This window comes from Lysinibacillus sp. S1 (assembly GCF_044986265.1).
GTDB classification, from domain to species: domain Bacteria; phylum Bacillota; class Bacilli; order Bacillales_A; family Planococcaceae; genus Lysinibacillus; species Lysinibacillus capsici.
This window is the reverse complement of record NZ_CP173154.1, coordinates 1,018,242-1,040,124: the sequence shown is the minus strand read 5'-3', so window position 1 is coordinate 1,040,124 and position 21,883 is coordinate 1,018,242. Positions and strand designations below refer to the sequence as shown.

At 39.4% G+C, this 21,883-nt stretch carries 17 protein-coding genes, 1 pseudogene and 1 riboswitch; of the genes and pseudogenes, 14 read left to right on the top strand and 4 right to left on the bottom strand.

The window, feature by feature from the left end:
- Positions 1-54 precede the first annotated feature (54 nt).
- From ACHZEU_RS05580 to ACHZEU_RS05570, 3 genes are all read left to right on the top strand, one after another.
- Positions 55-657, top strand: a complete 603-nt coding sequence (locus ACHZEU_RS05580) for a TetR/AcrR family transcriptional regulator (protein ID WP_066037708.1) — start codon at positions 55-57, stop codon at positions 655-657.
- Positions 641-1,735, top strand: coding sequence for a DUF418 domain-containing protein (locus tag ACHZEU_RS05575; protein WP_403019385.1), 1,095 nt, complete (start codon positions 641-643; stop codon positions 1,733-1,735). Before ACHZEU_RS05580 ends, ACHZEU_RS05575 begins: the two co-directional genes overlap by 17 nt.
- Positions 1,736-1,905: 170 nt before the next feature.
- A riboswitch (SAM riboswitch) is annotated at positions 1,906-2,001 on the top strand.
- Between the two features lie 70 nt (positions 2,002-2,071).
- Positions 2,072-2,227 carry a YezD family protein gene (locus ACHZEU_RS05570; RefSeq protein ID WP_004269393.1) on the top strand — a complete coding sequence of 52 codons (156 nt, stop codon included), beginning with the start codon at positions 2,072-2,074 and terminating at the stop codon, positions 2,225-2,227.
- A gap of 90 nt (positions 2,228-2,317) precedes the next feature.
- On the opposite strand, the gene ACHZEU_RS05565 is transcribed toward ACHZEU_RS05570, so the two are convergent.
- Positions 2,318-2,803, bottom strand: a complete 486-nt coding sequence (locus ACHZEU_RS05565) for a flavin reductase family protein (RefSeq protein ID WP_404804163.1) — start codon at positions 2,801-2,803, stop codon at positions 2,318-2,320.
- A 149-nt stretch (positions 2,804-2,952) separates the two neighbouring features.
- On the opposite strand from ACHZEU_RS05565, the gene ACHZEU_RS05560 reads away from it, so the two are divergent.
- Complete coding sequence (locus ACHZEU_RS05560; RefSeq protein WP_404804162.1) at positions 2,953-3,738, top strand: VOC family protein; 786 nt, start codon at positions 2,953-2,955, stop codon at positions 3,736-3,738.
- A 370-nt stretch (positions 3,739-4,108) separates the two neighbouring features.
- On the opposite strand, the gene ACHZEU_RS05555 is transcribed toward ACHZEU_RS05560, so the two are convergent.
- Both ACHZEU_RS05555 and ACHZEU_RS05550 read right to left on the bottom strand, forming a co-directional pair.
- On the bottom strand, positions 4,109-4,387 hold the full coding sequence (locus tag ACHZEU_RS05555; protein ID WP_048390101.1) for an amphi-Trp domain-containing protein: 279 nt from the start codon (positions 4,385-4,387) through the stop codon (positions 4,109-4,111).
- 145 nt (positions 4,388-4,532) lie between these two features.
- Positions 4,533-4,733, bottom strand: coding sequence for a cold-shock protein (locus tag ACHZEU_RS05550; RefSeq protein WP_004269397.1), 201 nt, complete (start codon positions 4,731-4,733; stop codon positions 4,533-4,535).
- A gap of 213 nt (positions 4,734-4,946) precedes the next feature.
- Between ACHZEU_RS05550 and ACHZEU_RS05545 the strand changes: the two genes are divergently transcribed.
- The 7 genes and pseudogenes from ACHZEU_RS05545 to ACHZEU_RS05515 all read left to right on the top strand — a co-directional run bounded on the left by ACHZEU_RS05545 (position 4,947) and on the right by ACHZEU_RS05515 (position 15,536).
- Positions 4,947-6,626 (top strand): formate--tetrahydrofolate ligase, encoded by a 1,680-nt coding sequence (locus tag ACHZEU_RS05545; RefSeq protein WP_048390103.1) that lies wholly within the window; start codon positions 4,947-4,949, stop codon positions 6,624-6,626.
- 450 nt (positions 6,627-7,076) lie between these two features.
- Positions 7,077-9,113: pseudogene (locus ACHZEU_RS05540) on the top strand (hydantoinase/oxoprolinase family protein).
- A gap of 3 nt (positions 9,114-9,116) precedes the next feature.
- A complete protein-coding gene (locus ACHZEU_RS05535; protein ID WP_404804160.1) occupies positions 9,117-10,796 on the top strand; it encodes a hydantoinase B/oxoprolinase family protein in 1,680 nt (559 codons plus the stop codon).
- 12 nt (positions 10,797-10,808) lie between these two features.
- Positions 10,809-11,561 (top strand): IclR family transcriptional regulator, encoded by a 753-nt coding sequence (locus ACHZEU_RS05530; RefSeq protein ID WP_404804159.1) that lies wholly within the window; start codon positions 10,809-10,811, stop codon positions 11,559-11,561.
- Positions 11,562-11,583: 22 nt separating this feature from the next.
- Positions 11,584-13,158 (top strand): OPT/YSL family transporter, encoded by a 1,575-nt coding sequence (locus ACHZEU_RS05525; protein ID WP_404804158.1) that lies wholly within the window; start codon positions 11,584-11,586, stop codon positions 13,156-13,158.
- Positions 13,159-13,174: 16 nt separating this feature from the next.
- Positions 13,175-14,218: a DUF917 family protein gene (locus tag ACHZEU_RS05520; protein ID WP_048390113.1), complete on the top strand. Its 1,044-nt coding sequence runs from the start codon at positions 13,175-13,177 to the stop codon at positions 14,216-14,218.
- Between the two features lie 703 nt (positions 14,219-14,921).
- Complete coding sequence (locus ACHZEU_RS05515; protein WP_404804157.1) at positions 14,922-15,536, top strand: HD domain-containing protein; 615 nt, start codon at positions 14,922-14,924, stop codon at positions 15,534-15,536.
- Between the two features lie 188 nt (positions 15,537-15,724).
- Here ACHZEU_RS05515 and ACHZEU_RS05510 read toward each other — a convergent pair whose 3' ends face one another.
- Positions 15,725-17,122 (bottom strand): pyridoxal phosphate-dependent decarboxylase family protein, encoded by a 1,398-nt coding sequence (locus ACHZEU_RS05510; RefSeq protein WP_404804156.1) that lies wholly within the window; start codon positions 17,120-17,122, stop codon positions 15,725-15,727.
- A 110-nt stretch (positions 17,123-17,232) separates the two neighbouring features.
- Between ACHZEU_RS05510 and ACHZEU_RS05505 the strand changes: the two genes are divergently transcribed.
- The 3 genes from ACHZEU_RS05505 (at position 17,233) to ACHZEU_RS05495 (ending at position 21,847) form a co-directional block, all read left to right on the top strand.
- Entirely contained in the window at positions 17,233-18,696 is a 1,464-nt protein-coding gene (locus tag ACHZEU_RS05505; RefSeq protein WP_404804155.1) for a PLP-dependent aminotransferase family protein, read from the top strand.
- A 124-nt stretch (positions 18,697-18,820) separates the two neighbouring features.
- The gene (locus ACHZEU_RS05500; protein ID WP_404804154.1) at positions 18,821-20,707 is read left to right on the top strand and encodes an ABC-F family ATP-binding cassette domain-containing protein; all 1,887 of its coding nucleotides are present in this window, start codon (positions 18,821-18,823) and stop codon (positions 20,705-20,707) included.
- Positions 20,708-20,719: 12 nt separating this feature from the next.
- Positions 20,720-21,847 (top strand): conserved virulence factor C family protein, encoded by a 1,128-nt coding sequence (locus ACHZEU_RS05495; RefSeq protein ID WP_404804153.1) that lies wholly within the window; start codon positions 20,720-20,722, stop codon positions 21,845-21,847.
- Positions 21,848-21,883 lie beyond the last annotated feature (36 nt).

The following is a 21,883-nucleotide window of genomic DNA, read 5'->3' as shown; positions in this document are numbered from 1 at the left end:
AGGTTAGCATCCTATAATATTTACTTAACGGTCGGTAAAAAAAGGAGGGTAATAATGGGAAATAAAGAACAAACTTTTCACAAAATTATAGAAATTGCTTATGGGATGTTTGCGGAAAATGGATTTGAAAAAACAAGCTTAGCAATGATTGCTACAGAGGTCGGTATTTCAAAACCAGCCATTTACTATTATTTTCAATCAAAGGATCAATTAATCGCTTTCATATTTGATGAATTGTATAAAGAAATTCAACATGATGTCGCTGTGGATTATAAAGAGCTTTCTTCTGCTAATTTTAAGGAGGAATTACTTAAGCTAGGCTATAAATCTATTGAGGCACAGGACAAGGACCCTTATTTTAATAAAATATTTAATCAATATGTACTATTAGCGGCCCGCGATGAAAACTATAAAAGACAATTAGTAGAGCTAGAAACCAGTTTTTTAACGAGCTTTGTTGCTATCCTACGATATGGCGTACAGCTAGGGGTGCTAGAGGATACTCCCCATATAGAAGCGAAGGCACAAATGCTAGCCCTCGTCTATGATAATATCGGTAATTTCATGTTAACAGGCAACCAATTGAACTATAGGGCTATTTGGAAGGAGGCTGTACATAGCGTTATCCAAGGGGGCAAAGATGACAAAAAGAAATGATGATCGGCGCATTGAAGGTCTTGATTTTGCAAGAGCTCTCGCCATGCTTGGCATGTTCATTGTCAATTTTGGCGTCATAACAGATTCTACAACGAATGGTTCAACATGGTTAATTGCCTTCCAACATCTTTTCGAGGGACGTGCTTCGGCCGTATTTGTTATGCTAGCAGGAATAGGGACAGCCTTAATGACTCGTCAGGCTAGAGAGAGTAAGGACCCAATCCTTCTTCGTCAAAATCGACTTACTTTGTGGAAGAGGGCGCTTTTGTTATTTACGATAGGGATAATATTATATGCAATCGGCTGGACAGGAGATATCTTACATTATTATGGCGTGTATATGTTTGTTGCTGCTTGGTTGATTGCCCAATCCAAGAAAATGATGATCTTCATAATCGGTGCCATCCTTATCCTTTCACAATGGCTTCAAATTCAATTTAGTTACCTTGCTGGTTGGCATCCAACATATGTGCTACTAGAGTATCTTGATTTTTGGACACCAGCAGGATTTATAAGAAATTTGATGTTTAATGGCTATCATCCACTATTCCCCTGGATTTGCTTCTTTCTGATAGGTATGGTAATGGGCACATTAGATTTAACAAATCATACATTAAGAAAAAACTTACTGGTGATAGGTTTATTGTTAGTCATCATGACTGAGACTTGTTCAACGTTATTCATTAAGATGACAACCATTCATTTATTAGATGTAGAGAGTGCATTGTATTTATTTGATACAGGACCGATTCCACCGAATATGATGTATGTCCTATCTAATTCGGCTTCGGCTATTGTTATCATTGTTGGCTCCATCTATCTTGTAGAGACATGTAAAAATAAAGTTATTCAATCTTTCATATTAACAGGACAAATGTCTTTAACGCATTATGTTGGCCATGTTGTTATAGGCATTGGAATACTAATTATTTGCCAAAAGCTGGAGAACCAAACACTTGCTTTTTCCATGCTGTATGCCTGCTGTTATTTTTTAGGATGTGTCGTTGTTTCTGTATGGTGGAGGACTAAACATCATCGAGGCCCACTTGAATTCATGATGAGGAAATGGAGCTTGTAATAAATTAATGGATTGCCATCTATTTCTCACTGACTAGGCATAAAATACTTTAGGTTTAGGGAGTCTTTTAATCTAAACGACATATTGCATAGTATTCAACTAGGTTTTCTAATATTTTGTATTGACATTCCTATAGCAGAATTATAGAATTATTTTCAAGAAACGCAGTACTCTTATCAAGAGAGGTGGAGGGACTTGGCCCAATGAAGCCTCGGCAACCGAACAACAGGTGCCAAATCCAACAGATGGTGTCTGAGAGATAGGAGGGGCTATCAATCAGTTTGATGCGTTGGCCTCTTTATGAACAATTAGGATAAAAAAGAAGGGGTGTATCGTATGGCTCAGTCAGTAAAAGTAGATGATAAGAAACTAGAGGCAATTGCGAAGGCGATTCAAAATCTTGAATTTGGTGAAGTGCATATTACGATTCAAGATGGTGTGATTGTGCAAATTAATAGGCTTGAAAAGCAGAGATTTCCGCAGAAAAAATAACAATGATTTCAGTAGAACTTATGTCAAACGGCCACCTATAAGCATGAAGGATTTCCTGTGCTTACAAGTGGCCCTTTTTTTGTGTAAAGACTAGCTATAAAAGCTTTTTGGTATGGGACCGATATGACGGCGATGATAAAGCAAAGGCTCTTTTTGAGCATTTGTAATGTCTACGACCTGCCCAATAAAAATGGTATGGTCGCCAGCATCGATTTGCTGAAATGTTTTACATTGTAAATTAGCTGCTGTATCATGTAAAATCGGTAGTCCTAAAGAGGAAGTTGACCATTTTGCTTGTGCAAAGCGATCAGGGATTTTACTGGCAAATAGTGTACATAAATGCTCTTGATCACTCGCTAAAATATTGACCGCAAAATTTGGCGCAGTCGTGAAATAAGGATGGAGCTGAGATTTTTTATCGAGTGACCACAAAATAAGGAGCGGGTCGATTGAAACAGATGCAAAGGAATTGACGGTTAAGCCAATCGGTTTTGTGTCATGACATGTCGTGACAACTGTTACGCCTGTAGGATAATTACCTAATGCCAATTTAAAAGCAGCTACTAMATCTGTCATTCAAATCACCTCTTTATGAAATTAGTGAAYGGAGTTTGTAGGTAAACGAAACTTTTTTTCATATCCTACTAGTAACTCCTTTTCTTGAGTAAATTTTAAACTAATCAAACATACAGGTAAAGGTAATGGGGAAAGAAAGGGGAATGGCCATGACTTTATATTTTGATCATTTGGTTCATCAAGTGGAATCACCAGAAAATATAAAGGTTTTCTTCAATAAACGAAATGTCCATACAGTGAATGGTGGGCAGCACACGATGTGGGGGACTTATAATACGTTAAGCTACTTTGGCTTAAGCTATATTGAACAAATTGCTATCTATGATCGTGATTTATTTGAGCAAGCGGCACAATACCCATATTCCCTACATTATACGTTTAAACGTGATCAAGAGCGCCAGGGATTTTCTCGAATTGCTCTGCGCACAAAAAATATTGAGGAAGAGGGTCGACGCTTGCGAGCATTGGGCTATGAAGTATATGGACCAGATGCATGTAGCAGAACAAGACCAGATGGCACTGTGGTAGAATGGAAGCTACTGCATTTTGGTAAGCCAGATCTGCCAATTGATTTTCCATTTTTGATTGAATGGGCGGAGGAAGATGAAGAGCGTTTGGTTCAATTAAAGGCAAGTGGTGCCATTGATGTCAAACAGGCTATAACGATGGAATCCGTCCAATTCTACGTCAAGGACATGCAGGCAACAGTTAAGCTGTGGCAAGAGGTGTTACAGCTACCDGTGCBTACGCAATATGAGCAGTATMWGTCACTACAGCTACCGAATATGCGTTTAGATTTCTATGAGGAAGAGAGCGCGATGACAATGACACTTGGTCATGTCAAAGAGGGACCATTTGGTGTGACATTAAAGGATCCTAAACGAACAAAGGAAACTTTAGTTTGCCCTGGTGCTTTTTATTGGATAAATCGATAATGAGAAAAGGCTGGGCCATAACTAACTGGGACCTTCATAAAGCCGAATAATCTTTAAATTAACAAACATGATAACTAGAAAAACCGARCYATTCCGAAACACTTCGTAAGCGTTTTAGTGGATAGCTCGGTATTTTTATGGGCTGAAACACTGTTGCTCCAGCCTCTTTACATAAGTATTGAAAAACAAAACCATCAATAGAATTTCTGATGCTGGCTACTTGCTTTCCTGTGGATTTAGCGTTACAGAGGAGACCATGGAGCGAAATCACCCCCACCTTGCTAGAAAGTTTTAGCTAGTGACATGATCTTTACTTCAACACTTTGGACATATCCACTTAATCAGAAGACTGGATTTTCGTTGCCAATTATTATTCAATTGTCATTTTTTTCGGTGTTTCTGTACCTGTATACCAATCAAATTCAATTTCAAATGAATGCTTGTCGCCCTTTTTTGTATAGGAGTATTCGATTTTGAGCTGTTCACTTGGGCTGACAACTGTTGGCTCTGTGTCTTGAACAAAAGTGAATTCACCATTTTCTTTAAGCTTTTTTGCAATCGTTTCCAGTGTTGCTGCAAATTCTGCTACACTTTGTCGTTCTTTATGCTTCAAAATAACTTCAGTCATGGGTTTATTTTGTTTTTGCATCGAAATCCCTCCTTACGTCTTGTTACTTCTATTATAACATGGAGGGGGCATTCAGCTTATAAAACAATACAAAAAGCGGATGAAGGAAACGATGCATTTCCTAATCCGCTGCTAATCTGGAACTACACGGATAGTCCCATTACGCTTATAGTTTTACAACATTTGATGCTTGGGGTCCACGATTGCCTTCCACAACATCAAATGAAACCTTTTGACCTTCTTCAAGTGTACGGAAGCCTTCCTCCTGGATGCCCGTAAAATGAACAAATACATCTTCGCCATCATCACATTCAATAAAGCCATAACCTTTTTCATTATTGAACCACTTTACGATCCCCTGTTGCATAAGCATTCGCCTCCAATGCGCTTGAATGTAAAATAAAGTTAAATAAATGGTGCACTCATTGAGAAAATGTGAAAAAATTGCATTTTCTCTTAGAACATACAGGAATTGAACAAATAAGTCAATTGATTGACGAAATGCTTGCATATCTGGCTTTCTTTTTTTTCACAATTAAGACTATAATGGAAATGAACAACATAGAAAGTAGGATGCCAAATGACAACGAAAAATCAACCATTATCAGATTTAGAAATCGCTAGTCAAGCAGTGATCAAACCTATTACGGAAATTGCCAATGCTGCGGGTATTCCAGAGGATGCTCTTGAGCAGTATGGACGCTACAAAGCAAAGATCGACCCATTAAAAATTACTGCTCAGGGCGAGGATGCAAAGGTAGTATTAGTATCAGCTATAAGTCCAACCCCAGCTGGTGAAGGAAAGTCGACTGTGACTGTTGGACTAGCAGATGCCCTTCATCAATTAGATAAGAAGGTGATGGTCGCATTACGTGAACCATCATTAGGTCCAGTCATGGGCGTAAAAGGTGGCGCAACTGGCGGAGGTTACGCACAAGTTATACCAATGGAGGATATTAATTTACATTTTACTGGCGACCTTCATGCGATTACAACAGCTAACAATGCTTTATCCGCATTTATTGATAATCATATCCACCAAGGAAATACACTTAACATTGATCCACGACGCATTATTTGGAAGCGTGTCATGGACTTAAATGATCGTGCCCTTCGTAAGGTAGTGGTGGGATTAGGTGGTCCTGTTCAAGGCATGCCGCGTGAGGATGGCTTTGATATTACGGTTGCCTCTGAAATTATGGCGGTATTCTGTTTAGCAACAAGCATTGAGGATTTACGTGAGCGAATCGCTAGTATCGTGATTGGCTATACTTTCGAGCGTGAGCCTGTCTTTGTGCGTGATTTACAGGTAGAGGGTGCCTTAACACTATTATTAAAAGATGCCTTCAAGCCAAACCTAGTTCAAACATTAGAGGGAACACCTGCTATTATCCATGGTGGTCCATTTGCGAATATTGCCCACGGCTGTAATTCTATTATGGCGACACAAACCGCTCGTAAGCTAGCTGATATTGTGGTGACAGAAGCGGGCTTCGGCTCTGATTTAGGTGCTGAAAAATTCATGAACATTAAAGCTCGTAAGGGAGGCTTTAAACCAAGCGCAGTTGTCATTGTAGCGACAATTCGTGCATTAAAAATGCATGGTGGTGTACCGAAAACAGCGCTTGTAGGTGAAAATGTGGAAGCACTCCTACAAGGAATTGAAAACTTAGCTAAACATGTAGATACAGTTCGTACATTTGGCGTTGAACCAATTATTGCCTTAAATCGTTTTATCACGGACACAGAGGCTGAACTAGAAGCCGTTCTGAACTGGTGTCAAGAAAATCATGTTCGCATTGCCCGTACGAATGTCTGGGAAGAGGGCGGTAAAGGTGGTCTAGCCTTAGCTGAGCAAGTACTAGCTGTGCTAGAGGAAGAAAACAACTTCTCTCCTTTATATGATGTAACAGAGTCAATTGAAGAAAAGGTACGTACGATTGTGCAAAAGGTATATGGCGGGAAAGATGTACAATTTACAGACCAAGCCAAAAAACAAATTGCCCAAATCGAAAAATTTGGTTGGGACTCCCTTCCAATTTGTATGGCGAAAACCCAGTATTCTTTATCAGACCAACCAAGTTTACTTGGTCGTCCAGAAGGCTTTACCATCACAATTCGCGAAGTTATTCCAAAGCTTGGTGCAGGCTTCTTAGTTTGTCTAACTGGCGATATTATGACAATGCCAGGACTTCCAAAAGCACCAGCTGCGCTACGCATGAATGTCGATAACGAAGGACATGCGGTAGGATTGTTTTAACAGAATATTAAAAGCTGCCTACTTAAATGGGCAGCTTTTTTATTGATAATGGGTAAACATGGTTTGTAGGAGGTGACCCAATTCATCGTCTATCTACAATGCAAATATGGTATAAAAGTAAAATTTCGGATGATTCCTTCATCCACCTCTTGAGTAAAAATTCATAAAAATTAATTTTTTTAAAACGATTTTAAGATTCTAGTGAAAACTAGGATCTTTTTTATGTTGCACAAAAATCACGAGAACCTTCCTTATATAAATGTGTTTGGTATTTTTTATCAATAGTTCTCTGATATTGGAAAGATAGAGCGGGTTTTTACAACGAAGGACAATTGTCAAATGAATTTTTATTTAAAAAATACATTGAATTTTCTTTTTCTTTTAAATATAATTTATTTAATTCTAATTCGGAACACTGTACCGATAATAGGAACAYGGAGGKATGAAGTCTTGAAAATCGCAACAGATATTGKCGGTACTTTTACTGACCTAGTTTTCACAGATGAAAAAGGAAATCTTCATTTTGATAAGGGACATACGACACCTGGTCACTTTGAGGATGGCATATTAAATGTATTAGGACGACATGTAACGGAAGATTCTTTCATTGAATCATTTATTCATGGATCGACGGTTATCATCAATACATTAACGGAAAGAAAAGGGGGCGTAGTTGGGTTAATTACAACAAAGGGTTTCCGTGATGTTATAGAAATTGCTCGTGGAAATCGACCAGACTTATATAACTTTAAATATAAAAAGCCAGAACCATTTGTAGAGCGTTATTTACGTCAAGAAATTGATGAGCGAATTGATTTTAAAGGAAATATTATGAAAGCGCTTAATACCGAGGAAGTTGACGAGATCGTTTATAAATTTAAGGAATTAGGTGTTGAGGCGATTGCCATTTCCTTAATACACGGCTATAAAAATCCAATTCATGAACAACAGTTAAAAGAAGCCATTTTAAAAATTTGGCCGGAAGTATATATCACACTTTCAAGTGAAACGATTAAAGAATACCGTGAGTATGAAAGAACAAACACAACAGTCCTTAATTCTTATGTAAAGCCAATTGCACATGCCTACTTAAAAAGCCTAAAAGAGAAATTAAGCACAATTGGCATTACAGACCATTTAAAAATTATGCAATCGAATGGCGGAACTACAAGCTTTGATAAAGCAATGGAGCTACCAATCAACCTCGTTGAATCTGGACCTGTAGCAGGGATGTTTGGGGCAGCTAAATTAGGCCAACTTTTAAATGAATCGAATATCATAGCTTTTGATGTTGGTGGGACGACAGCAAAATGTTCGCTTATTACAGATGGCAAAGTCAATGTCACAACAGATTACTATATTGAAAGAAATGAAAAATTTGCGGGCTATCCAATTAAAACACCTGTAGTGGATATTGTGGAAATCGGAAATGGTGGTGGCTCTATCGCACGTGTAGATCAGTTTGGCTCATTAAAGGTTGGACCAGATTCTGCTGGGGCAAAGCCAGGGCCTGTAGCATATGGCTTAGGGAATACACAGCCAACAATTACAGATGCCAATGTTTATTTAGGAAGATTATCCTTAGCAAACTTTGATAACCCAGTATCCATTGACAAAGTGGAGGAGGCTCTTGTTGAAGCAATTGCGAAACCATTTAATGTGTCAGCAGAAGAAGCAGCACAGGGTATTTTAGATATTGCAAACTCCAATATGTTAAATGCACTGAAGCTGATCTCTATTCGTAAAGGCTATGATCCTGAAGACTTTACAATGGTGGCATTTGGTGGTGGTGGTCCACTACATGCGATTAATTTAGCAGAAGAGCTTGGTATGAAAAAAGTCATTATTCCWTAAGGATCATCCGTCTTCTCAGCAKTAGGAATGATGATGACCGAATATCGACAAGATTACATTCAAACAAGTTTAATGAAMTTTGACAAAGACCATCTTGCGGCTATTCAAGAAAATAKTGATCAAGTCATTGCTAATGCMTATGCAGATGCACCATTATCAAAGGATCATTATTATTTTGAAATTAATTATGATTTACGCTACAAAGGTCAAGAGCATGCCGTTAAATTAAATGCATCAGCTATTACGCTTGATGAAGAGGGGCTACTTGCATTAGCAGAAGCCTTCCATATCAAACATAAACAAGAGTTTTCTTTTGATTTACCAGCTACACCAATTGAGTTAGTCAACTTACATCTTACAATCTACGGGAAAGATGAGGCGGTTCAATTTAAAGAGCTAGACTTCTCTCATATCGACAATTCCACATGTATCAAGGCACAACGCAATTTATATGTGAAGGGAACAGGTTGGGTAGAGGTCAATGTCTATGACCAACAAAAATTAGTACCTGGCTATGTCATTACAGGTCCTGCAATTGTGGAAAATCCAACATCTACGGTCGTAATCAATAATAATCAATCAATTGAAATTGATAAATACGGCAATTTGATAGTAGAGATGGAGGGGAAATAAAACATGAAAAAAGATGTTTTTGCAGTAGAAATTATTCAAGATTCATTGCTAGCTATAGGCGATGAGATGTTTATAGCTTTAGCACGCTCTTCTATGAGTCCAGTAATCTATGAAGTATTAGACTATGCTTGTGGTTTAACAGATGCCAAGGGTAATTTAATTAGTCAAGGAAACGGTGTAACGAGCTTTATTGGGATGTTAAGTCCAATGGTACAGCGTGTAATAGAGAAGTTTGATAATGGGAAAAAACTACATGAAGGTGATGTCATTATTATCAATGACCCTTATGTTGGAGGTGGCTCGCATTTATCGGATGTGGGCTTAGTTCTCCCAATTTTCTACAACGGTGAAATTATTGCGTACTCTGCCAATAAAGCACACTGGACAGAGGTAGGGGGCATGGACCCTGGTTCGTTTACAAGTAATTCTAATGAAATCTATCAGGAAGGTTTACAGCTACCAGGTGTCAAACTTTATCATCAAGGTGAGTTGAACGATGCAGTCTATGAAATCATTTCTACGAATGTTCGTTTACCAGAGCTTTCAATCGGTGATATGTTTGCACAAGTAGCCGCCTTAAAAACAGGTGAAAAACGAATCGCAGAGCTTTGTCAGAAGTTTGGTGCGGAATCGGTGAAATTGTCCATTCAAAAATTATTGGACAAGGGTGAGAAAATTGTAGAGTATGAGCTTCAACACCTACCTAAAGGTGAATTTTATGCGGAGGACTTTATTGAAGGGGACCCATTAAAGGGTGGACCTTATCCAATAAAAGTGAAAGTCACAATTAGTGATGAGGCGTTTATTTGTGACTTCAGAGGCTCACATCCTGCAGTCAATGTGCCAATGAACTGTTCTCAGTTTGGTTTAATGGCAAGTGTGCGCGTTATGTTCCTAGCATTACTTGGCGATATTGACGTAATTAACGAAGGTGTCTTTAAACGCTTAACGATTATCACAGATGACAATTCGATTGTTTCAGCTAAACGCCCACATCCTGTGTCTATGAATTTTGAGGCACGTATTGGGGCAGCTGATCTAATTTGGAAAGCTCTTGCGCCGCATTTACCAGAACGCTTATCGGCGGGGCATTTACAATCTGTTTGTACGTTTATTCTCACTGGGAAAAATCCTGAAAATGATGAGTCATTCCTAATTGTTGWSCCATCTGTTGGTGGCTGGGGAGCGGCGAATGATGAGSATGGGCAAAGCGGGCAATACKGTAWGGGRGWTGGTGAAACATATAATCTTCCCGTTGAAATTGCAGAAACAAAATACGGTATTCAAATTGATGAATATAGCTTGAATTGTGACGGTGCTGGTGCTGGTCAATTTAGAGGTGGCTTAGGTGTTCGTCGCGTTTATACAGTCAATCATGATGGTCAAAGGGTTTCTGTGAACTTAGGTAGACATCAATTCGCGCCATTCGGCTTAAATGGTGGTGGAGAAGGCTCTCACAACTATTTAATCATTCATAAAAAGGATGGAACCAAAATTGGACCAGTGGGCGTACTTGCCAATTATGAATTGCAAAAAGGCGACCGTATTGAGCTTGTGACTGCTACTGGCGGTGGTTATGVTTCTCCACACGAACGAAGCTCAGAGGCCATTGAACGTGATCTATTAAATGAATATATTTCTGTAGATGTAGCGAAAGAGCGATACGGTTATCAAAACGCTTAAAGGGAGAAATAGATGACTGTCAAGACATTAAAAAACTCATTGGATATACTAGAATGCTTTGCAACGACAGAAAATGCATTAGGTGTTCGTGAAATTTCACGCATGATGAAACTGCCGACAAGTGTCGTGCAAAGAACCATTAATACATTTACAGAAGCGGGTTATTTAATACAGGATGAACACACGAAAAAATATAAATTAGGTTATAAAATGTACCTTTTTTATGATGTGTTATCGAATTCAAAAGACCCTCACTCGACCATTTATGAATTGATGCAAAATCTTGCCAGTGAAATCAATGAATCAGTATTTCTTACTTATATGGACAATGAATACGGTGTCACAACGAAAATAGCCGAAAGCAATAAAAATGTAAAGTATGCGGTGTCTTTAGGAACAAAGACACCCCTTTACATCGGTGCTTCCTGTAAGGTCATGTTTGCTTATTTAGACCAGGACAGGCAACTGGAATTAATGGCCTTCTTTCATGAGGAACAATCGAAGGAAGAGCAGGTTTCTTTCCTAGCGTCATTAAAGGAAGAGCTGCAACAAATTCGCCAAAACMACTGGTGTGTTACCATCGGGGAGTATAATGAACATGCATTTGGCATTAGTGTACCGTTATTTAACTATAAAAAGGAAATCACTGCATCTCTTACAATTTCTGGGTTAGTATATGATTTAGATGATCAAAGGGAGAAAAATATGCTTGAACAGTTAGTGAAAGTAGCTCAGCAAATACAATCACACATTTCAAAATTATAACAACAATAGGGGAGCTGACACTATGAATAATAAAGTATTACATCCAAGGGCTTTAGAGCCTGTAACTCTACTAATGATCGTCTTAACATCTGTTGTGGGGGCAATTATTGGGATACAGCTAATTACGACTTTAGGGATTTCTGCCAATACATCAATCGTTGGGGCAATATTTGCGATGATTCTTGGAAGAATACCGATTGGCAAGCTAATTGCCTTTAAATCTGTACACAGACAAAATATTATTCAAACTGCCATTTCGGCAGCAACGTTCAGTGCAGCAAGTAGTTTAATGTTGCCAATTGGTATTCCATATGTATTAGGCTATGAAAATTTAGTATTACCATTGTTTATCGGTGTTATTTTAGCGATGTTTGTTGATGCTTTATTATTATATAAATTTTTCGATACAAAGATTTTCCCAGCAGCAGGTACTTGGCCACCAGGGATTGCAACAGCTGAAGCCATTAAGGCGGGCGATAAAGGCGGTAAGAAKGCAAAGGTATTAATTGGTGGCGTGTTAATTGGTATCGTGGGATCTGTTTTGAAAATTCCAATGTCAGCTTTTGGGGTAGCGTTCATCGGTAATATTTGGGCACTGACGATGTTTGGGATTGGGCTTTTATTAAGAGGCTATTCTGTTCAATTATTTAATGTTGACTTAAATGCTTACTATATTCCACATGGCGTTATGATTGGTGCTGGGATTGTAGCACTTTTCCAAGTAGCTTTTGCCTTATTGAATAAAAAGTCGGCTAAAAAGTCAGAAGAGTTAAGCTATTCAAAAGATGCAAAAGAAATTCGACAAGCATTTGGTGTTGGGTTTATAGCATATTTAGCCATTGCTCTATTAATCGCTATTTTAGGCGGTATTATTTCACACATGTCTTTCGGTATGTTAATAGGATTCATCATCTTTGCAACGATTGCTGCATTTGTCCATGAGCTAATTGTAGGTATCGCAGCGATGCATGCGGGTTGGTTCCCTGCATTTGCAGTGGCATTTATTACACTGATTGTTGGTATTTTAATTGGTTTCCCAGCTCCAGCACTTGCATTACTAGCAGGGTATAGTKCTGCTACAGGGGTAGCATTTGCGGATATGGGCTATGACTTAAAAACTGGTTTCATTDTACGTGGTAATGGTAGTGATGTTGCATTAGAAAAAGAAGGTCGCAAGCAACAATTGATTGCTGGTATGCTAGCTTTTGCAATTTCCGCAGTTGTAGTATTGCTATCCTATAAATCTTATTTTGCACAGGATTTAGTAGCACCTGTTAACCATGTGTATGCAGCAACAATTCAATCAGGCGTTACAGGCGATGTAGCGAAACAATTAATGATTTGGGCGATTCCAGGTGCATTAATTCAGCTAATTGGTGGTTCAAAACGTCAAATGGGTATCTTATTCGCAACAGGTTTATTACTTGTCAATCCAATTGCTGGCTGGGCTGTATTAGTGGGTATCATACTTCGTGTTATTTTCACATATGTGACGAAAGGTAAGAGAGAATCTGAAATGACGGTCTTTGCAGCAGGTGTCATCGCTGGAGATGCGCTATATAGCTTCTTCTCTTCCATTCTAAAAATAGGGAAATAGAAAGGAGTCATGCTGAATGGCGAAAGGATTATCGTATGAGGATGGGATTGCTGCCGTTTACGGAGGAGCAATCCTTGGCGGAGGCGGCGGTGGTCTCCTAGAGGAAGGACTCAAGCTAGTGGAGGAAATCTTTGCAGTAGGCGAACCTCAAATGGTTGATATTACCGAATTAGACCAAGAAGATTTAGTTGCCTGTGTGGCAATGGTAGGTGCGCCATCAGCGGCCGATCAATATATTTCAAATGAACAGCTTTGTTGGAGCTATCGTAGTATGAACAACTATATCAATCAACGTCTAAAGGGCATCATTACAAATGAAAATGGTGCCATCACGACGATCAATGGCTGGTTGCAGTCAGTCTTATTAAATGTACCTGTTGTGGATGCTCCCTGTAATGGACGAGCACATCCAACGGGAATCATGGGTTCTTTAAATCTCCATGAACAACAAGAATATCAATCCGTACAATTTTATGCAGGAGGAAAAGGTGACTTCGCCGTCCAAGGCTTTGTGGAAGGGAATTTACACAGCACCGCAAAGACAGCACGCCAAGCTTCTATTTTAGCAGGCGGGCTAGTCGGGGTCACTCGAAATCCTGTGACGATTGACTATTTACAAAAACATGGCGCACCAAATGCGATTACCATGGCTATAGAGCTTGGCTATTGCTTCTTAAATGGGCAAACCTTTGAAGAAAAGCTAGCCCATGTGTTGCAGTATTTGAATGGCGTGCACATTGTATCAGGCGCTGTCACAAATTATTCGTTAACAAAGGAAAATGGCTTCGATGTAGGGGAATTATCAGTGGGTGATTACCATCTGACGTTCTGGAATGAATATATGACATTATCGAAAGAAGGGCAGGTACAATCCAAATTCCCAGACCTCATTATGACGTTCGATACAGAGAAAATGATGCCAGTTCCAAGTGCAAGTATTGAAGAAGGAATGCATGTTGCAGTGATTCATGTAGACCAATCTAACTTAAAATTAAGTACAACCATGCAAAACGAAGCACTATTGCGGGAAATTGATGAAGTGATCAAAGGCGTTCTATAAAGTAAGAAAATAAAACAGTAAAAGCTGCCATCATCTACTTGAATGTAAGATGGGCAGCTTTTATTTGTCCTTCAGCGGGATGGTAATACATTTTATCACAATCGTTCCTACTTCCTTTTTCACTTCATACATTGATGGCTTAAATGAATTTCTTACTGATTTGCACAACTCATCGAACGTGGTATTCACAAGCTGTAAGCAATTATCGTGTACGATTTTCATTAAAGGGAGGAGCTACGTTCATACATAATCAAGGTATTGACTAGAAGAAGGTAACAACCAGTAATGAAAAAACAATGCACTTCTGCTACAACTGGCGAAATCCTTTTGGTCATGCAACAAACTAACTTGTTGTTCACATTTTCGGCATGTACATTTGGCTATGCGGGTTAAACAAAGAATTTCTAAGGGAAAGTGTTCACTTTTATTTGTTTAGATGATAGGTTTTCAATACGCACGTCATCTTTTAAACAGGTTATTCAATTGTAAGCCCGCTGAAGTTAATGTTAAATCTGTTAAACACACAGCTGTTGTACATTGCTGAAAAATATGAGGTACAGAACAAATAGCTGTTCTGTACGTTTATCATACAATATTCTGAAAAATTAGTCAATTGAAATGGATTTGATTTTTAATTTTTCTAGATTACCTCTTATGTAATAAAATACAGTATAATTTTGTAGGAAAGGAATGAGTGAAGACTATGAATCATTTAATGAATAAAGTACGTGAAATATATGATCAATTTGATGCTAGTCATGATTTTCAACATATTGAACGTGTCTATCAAAATGCATTAGCTATCCTACATAGCGAGCCAACAGCAGATGAAGAAGTTGTGAAAATAGCGGTACTTTTACATGATGTCAGTGACAAAAAGTATACCGATAGCAAGGAAAAGGAAGAACAGCTTATTGCGGAATTACCTGTTAGTGAAGGTAAAAAGCGGCATATTCGAGATTGCATTGCTCAAGTGTCATTTAATGGTGGGAATGAGCTAGAAGCAACATCATTGGAAGCAAAAATCGTCCGAGATGCAGATCGTTTAGATGCAATTGGTGCTATTGGCATTGCCAGAACATTTGCTTATGGTGGCGCAAAAGGTCGCAAGCTTTATGATAAGGAAGAAGAAGCACGCACAAATATGTCAGAGTCAGAATATCGTCAAAACAATACCGCGTCTGTTACTCATTTTTATGAMARATTATTACTGCTAAAAGATTTAATGGTGTCGGAAAAGGGCAAGCAAATGGCACTTGAACGTCATCAATTTATGGAAAGTTTTTTAAAGCAACTCCAGCACGAAATCGGTCAATAGCACATAGCACAAAAACCGCCTTTTCAATTTGAAGGGCGGTTTTTGTGCTTCATTCGGGTATGGTCTTCGTACCACCAAAAGGATGTATGGTAAGCTAGTACTTTAGTTTTGTATTGACTATCAAATAGATGGGAGACGCACAAATGAGGAATCCTTCATCATGTGTTACTCCATTACCTTTTAATAGCTTAGATAGATTCATTAAAATAGGAGGATATCGCTGTTGTTAATGCTTCCCAAATGATTGCCAGGTCTGCTTGGGAAGTACGCCAATTACTGAAAGCCGCGCGAATAGCTGGCGTACCTTTGTAGACAGTTGGCGTCATGTATACTTGGCCTTGTTGATTTAAAGTTGTTAAAAATTGTTGGTTCATTTCAGCTGTCAGTGCCTCATGATTGACGGCGAAGCACACGATATTCAGTCGAACAGGTGCTAGCAATGTAAAGTAGGGACTGTCATCTATTTTTTGACCAAGCTGTTGTGCGAGTAATACATTTTCTTCTATTAATTGTTGGTAGCCCAATTTACCATAGGCCTGTAAAGAAAACCAAGCAGGTAGCGCACGAAAACGACGTGAATTTTCTGGTGTAAGATCACAGAAATCTGGATTTTCAAGGGAACTACCAAGATAGGCAGCATTATTTTGAAAAACGGTTGCTTGCAACGATTGATGACGGGTAAATTGCATAGCGGCATCATAAGGGACGTTCAGCCATTTATGTGCGTCAATTGTAATAGAATCTGCATAATTCATGCCCTCAACAAAGTGACGATACTTTGGTGAACAGGCTGCAAAGCCACCAAAGGCCGCATCGATATGAAGCCAGAAAGGGTATCGCTTTTTTAGCTCGCCAATTGCTTGTAAATCATCAAAGTCAACCGTATTGACAGTTCCCGCATTTGCTACAACTATACAAGGTTCATGTAGGTTTTCTTCAAGAAACTGCTGTAATTTTGTGATGTCAATGGCTTCTCGCTGTTCTAGGCATAGCATAGTGTGAATGGAATTTCTTCCCATGCCAAGCATAGAGGTTGCTTTGATTATACTTGAGTGGGGCGTTCCGCTAACAATCTTTATTGGAGGGATACCATATAKACCATCCAGMGCMGTGTTTTTTCCATAGTATTKTGCAATCCATTCCCTTSYTTGAGSAARTCCTACAAAATTAGCCATCGTAGCCCCACTGACAAATGTTCCTCGATAATCATCGCTTAATAGCAATAACTCCTTTAGCATGTCAATTGTCGCAAGCTCCATTGAACCTGCAATAGAGCCCTTAGAATGGGATAAATTTTGATCGTAAACACTTACTAACCAATCTCCGACAATCGAAGCAGGGGTAGATCCACCTGTGACAAAACCCAAGTATCTTGAGCCTACACTACTATTTAAGCCTTCAGCAAATTGCTTTGTAAAATATTGAAGTGTTGCCTGAGCACCCTCACCCACTTCTGGAAGTGTCGGAGTAGGAAGGCTAGAGGAATGGTTCGTTACAGCTCTATGCTCCAGATTAGTAAAAAAATTGGCTGCATGGTCAACTACATCCATTAAAAGCGTTTTTATTTTTTCCTGATCTTGCTTCATGTTCATCATGTATCATCATTTCCCTTCATTTTAACTTAGCTATTTCTGCCTCTACACTATATAGTGATATATATAACAGTCAAATGAAGACTATAACAGTTGGAGGTCCAATGGAAATAAAGCTGAATCGTCAGTCCGATCAATCTTTAATTGATCAAATTTCAACTATCCTTGCAGAAAAAATAAGGTCAGAATTTTTACAGGAAGGGAGCCAATTACCTTCTATTCGGAGCTTTTCAAAAGAAAATCAAGTGAGTCCTGTCACAGTCAGTAAGGCATATGCCTTATTAGAAAGAAATGGTTATATTGAAGTGATACATGGCAAGGGGGCGTTTGTTCGAAACAAAGAACAAAGAAGCTCAAATGAGAGCGGTAGTGATTATAATTGGCAACTAACCATTCCTGATTACATTCAACGTTCACAATCTAWGTKAAATAAAAGAATGGAATATGYGATGAAATTCTCCAGTGCGACCATCCACCCTGGATTATTACCCTCTGTTTATTTGGTGAATGAAATTGTGGCGATATTACAGGCAGATCCTCAGATTGTGGCTCGTTATGGAACGGTAYAGGGRGWTGAAGATGYACKAAAGGCAATCCGAGACTATGTCAAAACATATAGTAATATTGCCACAACACCGCAGGAAATTATTGTKACAAACGGTGTACAACAAGGTATAGATTTAGTGGCTAAAACATTTATTGGMCCTGGAGATATTGTCATTACCGWAGCCCCTACAWATACAGCAGCAATCGATGTCTTTAGAAATCGTGGGGCCCACATTATTCCCATACCAGTAGACGAGGAAGGAATGCAGACAGCTCTTCTAGCGACACTCTGCCTAAGCAAACAGCCAAAGCTTATCTATACAAATCCTACCTTCCATAATCCTACARGCACAGTATTAAGTGAAGCAAGAAGGAGAGAATTACTGGATCTTGCCCAACAATATGGTTTTCTTATTGTAGAGGACGATTCATGGAATGAAATTTATTTTGACGATAACTCACCACCACCACCTCTGAAAGCTTTAGATACAAGTGGTCATGTTATTTATTTAAAAGGCTTTAGTAAGACGTTGGCCCCAAGCTGTAGAATCGGCGCTATCCTTTCAAAAGGTACCGTTCATCAACGACTTTTATCTGCCAAATCCAGTGCCGATTCGGGTAACCCCTTATTAACACAAAAGGCACTGATTCCATTTTTACGTTCAGACCGAATGCATGCCCATTTAGAAAAACTGCGCATTGCACTTGAGATAAGAAGGGATCAGACCATTGCATTGTTGAATAAGCATGCACCAAAGGGCGTTACGTGGATCGAGCCAAAAGGTGGACTTAATATTTGGGTGTCTTTACCTAGTAATGGCAATACGGATGAGCTGTTATGGAAGGCTCAACAAGACCAAATTACCTTTTTACCAAGCTCAGCTTGTTATCCAGGAGAGCCACAATATCACCATCTAAGAATTAGTTACTCTTATCCTGAACCCCACGACTTAACACAAGGAATCATCAAGCTTTGTCAGCTTATGGAATCCTATTTACAGGACATGCCACCAGTTCGTTGATAGTTTGTTGTTCTTTGTTTACCTGCGGTTTGATGTTATGATGAATAGTGGATATCAATAATCGTCTACATAAAAATCGTGTGGGCATGAACAATACCTAACATGAAAGAGATGGAATAGTGGAATGAGTCATTTAATTGTACAAAATTTAACCAAAACAGTGGGCGATAAAACGCTTTTTCAAAATATTGAATTTACCATTTATGAGGGAGAGCGGGCAGGCTTAATCGGTATAAATGGAACGGGAAAATCAACCCTGTTATCCATTTTAGCTGGGGACATGGAAGCGGATTCGATGACAGTAGATCGCCCGAATAAATACCGTGTCGCTTATTTACCACAGGAGCCTACTTTTAAGGCAGGCGAAACAGTTTTACAAGCTGTCTTTTCAGGCGATTCGCCCATTTTACAGCTGAATCGTCAATATGAGGAAACGGTTGCTGCTCTAGCAAGTAACCCAACATCCGAAAGTTTACAAAAGACGTTATTTAGTCTGCAACAGCGCATGGATGAAGAACAGGCATGGGATGTCAATGCCCTTGCAAAGACGGCCTTAACAAAGCTTGGGATTGAAACTTTTGAAAAAGAGGTACTAACGCTATCAGGCGGTCAGCAAAAACGTGTTGCATTAGCGAAGGTGTTAATTGAACCAGCGGATCTTTACTTATTGGATGAGCCCACCAACCATTTAGATGTACAATCTACAGAATGGCTTCAAGAGATGGTCTTACGATTAAAGGGTGCAGTGATTTTCATCACCCACGATCGTTATTTCTTAGATGAATTATCAACACATATTTACGAGTTAGCAAATCAAACCTTGTATCGTCATACAGGGAATTACGGTGATTATTTAGAGGCTCGAGCTATTCGTGAGGAGATGCAAGCTGCTTCTGCACAGAAGGATCGCAATCGTTATCGTTCAGAATTAAAATGGATACGTCGTGGTGCGAAGGCGCGTTCAACCAAGCAAAAGGCTCGTATTCAACGCTTTGAAAAGCTAGAAGAAAACCTAGAACGCAAAACAGAAGATGTTTCCTTGGATATGGGACTTGCGACAACACGTCTTGGACGTAAAGTGCTGGAGGCTGAGAAAATTTCGAAAGCCTTTGGCCAGCAAAAAATCCTTGAAAACTTCTCGTTTCTAMTACAGMAAGGTGATCGAATTGGCATTATCGGCGCGAACGKTGTAGGAAAATYAACTTTGTTGAACATGCTAGCAGGAKMGCTGMCACCCGAWCAAGRYGAAATTCTTGTTGGGTCAACGGTCAAGCTGGCACATTTCAMGCAAACATDGCCGAAAATGAATGAAAATGWGCGCATGATDKAWTATATACGNNAGGCTTCAAATGATATYWCCGATGSAGAGGGTGTCCGTTACTCAGCTGCTCAAATGCTGGAGCGCTTTTTATTCCCGTTGCATGCTCATGGTACAGCAATTGGAAAAGTATCGGGGGGTGAGCGCAAGCGTCTTCATTTATTACGTTTATTGATGGAGCAACCAAACGTCTTATTATTGGACGAGCCAACGAATGATTTAGATATTGAAACATTAGGTGTGCTAGAGGATTTCATCGAGCATTTCCCAGGCGTGGTTATCACGATTTCCCATGATCGCTTCTTCCTCGACCGTATTGCGAAAAAGCTATGGATACTAGATGGTCAGGGACAAGTAGAGGAAACACTGGATCTATACAGTGAGTATCTGGAGAAACGTGAGCAGACAGCTACTGTCAAAGTAGAAACGCCAAAAGTAGAAAAGGCCAAATCAGAAAAGCCAAAATCAGACAAAAAAAAGCTATCGTTTAAAGAGCAAAAAGAATGGGAAACGATTGCAGACGAGATAGAGAAAACAGAAACTGCTATTATGGAAACCGAAGAAGGAATCGCCAATGCAGGCTCAGATTTTACCAAGCTACAGGAATTAACAGCTAAGTTGGATGAGCTAAATGCACAGTATGAGCATCTAATTGAAAGATGGTCGTATTTAGATGAAATAGTTAACGGATAAGGAGCGATAGACATGAAGATTATTACCATTGAACCGACGCCAAGTCCCAATTCTATGAAGATTGTTGTTGATACAGAGCTACCATTCGGGAAGAGCTATAATTTTACAAAGGATAATAAAGACGAAGCAACAGGCGAAGCGGCTGCTATTTTAGCGATTGAGGGAGTAAAGGGCGTTTACCATGTAGCCGATTTCTTTGCTGTTGAGCGTAATGCTAAATATGCATGGGAAGGCATTCTAGCAAGTATTCGTCAAGTGTTAGGGGAAGATGTCCAAACACAAGAAGAAACGGTTGTGGCCAATGAATTTTATGGAGAGGTTTATGTCCATGTACAATTTTACAAGCAGGTGCCTTTACAAGTAAAAGTTTTTGATAACCAACGTGAATATCGTATTAGCTGCGGAGACCGTTTTGTCGATGCTTTTAATCAAATTATTGAGTCAGCAGTAGATGAAAACTATATTTTCCAACGTAAGTGGATTGATTATGGGGTTCGCTACGGTGAGCTGGAGGAAATTGCTGAAACAATCAAACAGGAGATTGATGTCACTTATTCTGCTGACCGTTTAGCAGAAATTGTCACAGCTATCAATAATGATGGTGAAAAAGCCGCTGTGAAAACGGACAAACTCAAAGTGACAGTAGAACAGTTCAAGCAACCTGAATGGGAGAAACGCTTCCAACTGCTCGATCAAATGGCTGATCCTGAGCTAGACGACCTACCGCTATTAGATTTAGMCTTACAGGATGAACAAATGTCTATCCGTCGACTAGCGACGGTGTACTTAGGCATGATTGAGGATGTGGCAGTTGTCCCTTATTTAGAAAGAGCCCTACAAGATAAAAGTGCAGCAGTACGTCGAACAGCAGGTGACTGCATGAGTGACCTGGGCTTTGTAGAATTTGAAGAAGCCATGCTGCAAGCCTTACAGGACAAAAACAAATTGGTTCGCTGGCGCGCAGCCATGTATTTATATGAGGTCGGCACAGAACAGTCCTTACCAGCATTGAAGGCTGCCGAAGATGACAAAGAATTCGAAGTGAAGCTACAAGTGAAMATGGCCATTGCYCGTATCGAACAAGGCGAGGAAGCAAAAGGCTCGGTTTGGAAGCAAATGACCGAATCCCGTCAACAATAATCAGGAAAAACCAGCAAATGCTGGTTTTTTCTATTT

What these genes read in the sequence shown, in the direction of transcription:
- ACHZEU_RS05580 (WP_066037708.1), top strand. Translation starts at nt 55, where the DNA reads ATGGGAAATAAAGAACAAACTTTTCACAAAATTATAGAAATTGCTTAT.
- ACHZEU_RS05575 (WP_403019385.1), top strand. Translation starts at nt 641, where the DNA reads ATGACAAAAAGAAATGATGATCGGCGCATTGAAGGTCTTGATTTTGCA.
- ACHZEU_RS05570 (WP_004269393.1), top strand. Translation starts at nt 2,072, where the DNA reads ATGGCTCAGTCAGTAAAAGTAGATGATAAGAAACTAGAGGCAATTGCG.
- ACHZEU_RS05555 (WP_048390101.1), bottom strand. Translation starts at nt 4,387, where the DNA reads ATGCAAAAACAAAATAAACCCATGACTGAAGTTATTTTGAAGCATAAA.
- ACHZEU_RS05550 (WP_004269397.1), bottom strand. Translation starts at nt 4,733, where the DNA reads ATGCAACAGGGGATCGTAAAGTGGTTCAATAATGAAAAAGGTTATGGC.
- ACHZEU_RS05545 (WP_048390103.1), top strand. Translation starts at nt 4,947, where the DNA reads ATGACAACGAAAAATCAACCATTATCAGATTTAGAAATCGCTAGTCAA.
- ACHZEU_RS05520 (WP_048390113.1), top strand. Translation starts at nt 13,175, where the DNA reads ATGGCGAAAGGATTATCGTATGAGGATGGGATTGCTGCCGTTTACGGA.